Here is a 570-nt window from a genome sequence, read left to right on the forward strand (position 1 = left end):
TTGATAAAGTTCTTGTGCGTGCGGTAACCCCGAGCCTTGGCCTTGGCGGATTGAATGAGGCTGTTGAAACCTTCCAGAATTCCATTGGTGATCTGGCTCTCGAACCATCGGAGCACGCCATCCCAGTGATTCATGATGGTGTAGGCGACCCTGACGATAGGCGGCAGATCGCTGGTTCTGGCGTTTTCCAACCAGGCTTTCAAGAGGGTAGCCCCCTGGTGGCGATTCTTGATCGTGAAGATGTCCTGAAAGGTCAGGCGGAACTGGTAGGCCTGCGCCGTCTTGAGGTTCTGGTCTTTGAGCAATTCCTGCAGCTTTTCTTTCTGCTTCATTTTGAGGTTGCAATCGTTCTTGAGCCAAAGCCAGCGGGTCTTTTTGAGATTTGGCTGGGTGAGGACTTCCCCCTTGCGCACGTCGTCTACGGCCTCGTTGACGAGCTTCATGAGGTGAAAACGATCGAAAGTGATCTCCGCATTGGGCAGGTGCTCGGCAGCCCCTTTCTGGAAGGCCGGCGAGAGGTCCATGCTCACATCGGTGATCGCTTCCGCGCTACCACCATGGGCCTGTAGA

At 54.9% G+C, this 570-nt stretch carries 1 protein-coding gene; it reads right to left on the reverse strand.

Annotated features, from left to right (window positions below; genetic code table 11):
• Positions 1 to 570 (reverse strand): ISL3 family transposase (locus BLW97_RS18040; RefSeq protein ID WP_143214989.1); only part of this gene is annotated, 570 nt, incomplete at both ends.

It is taken from the genome of Acidithiobacillus albertensis, assembly GCF_001931655.1.
GTDB classification, from domain to species: domain Bacteria; phylum Pseudomonadota; class Gammaproteobacteria; order Acidithiobacillales; family Acidithiobacillaceae; genus Acidithiobacillus; species Acidithiobacillus thiooxidans.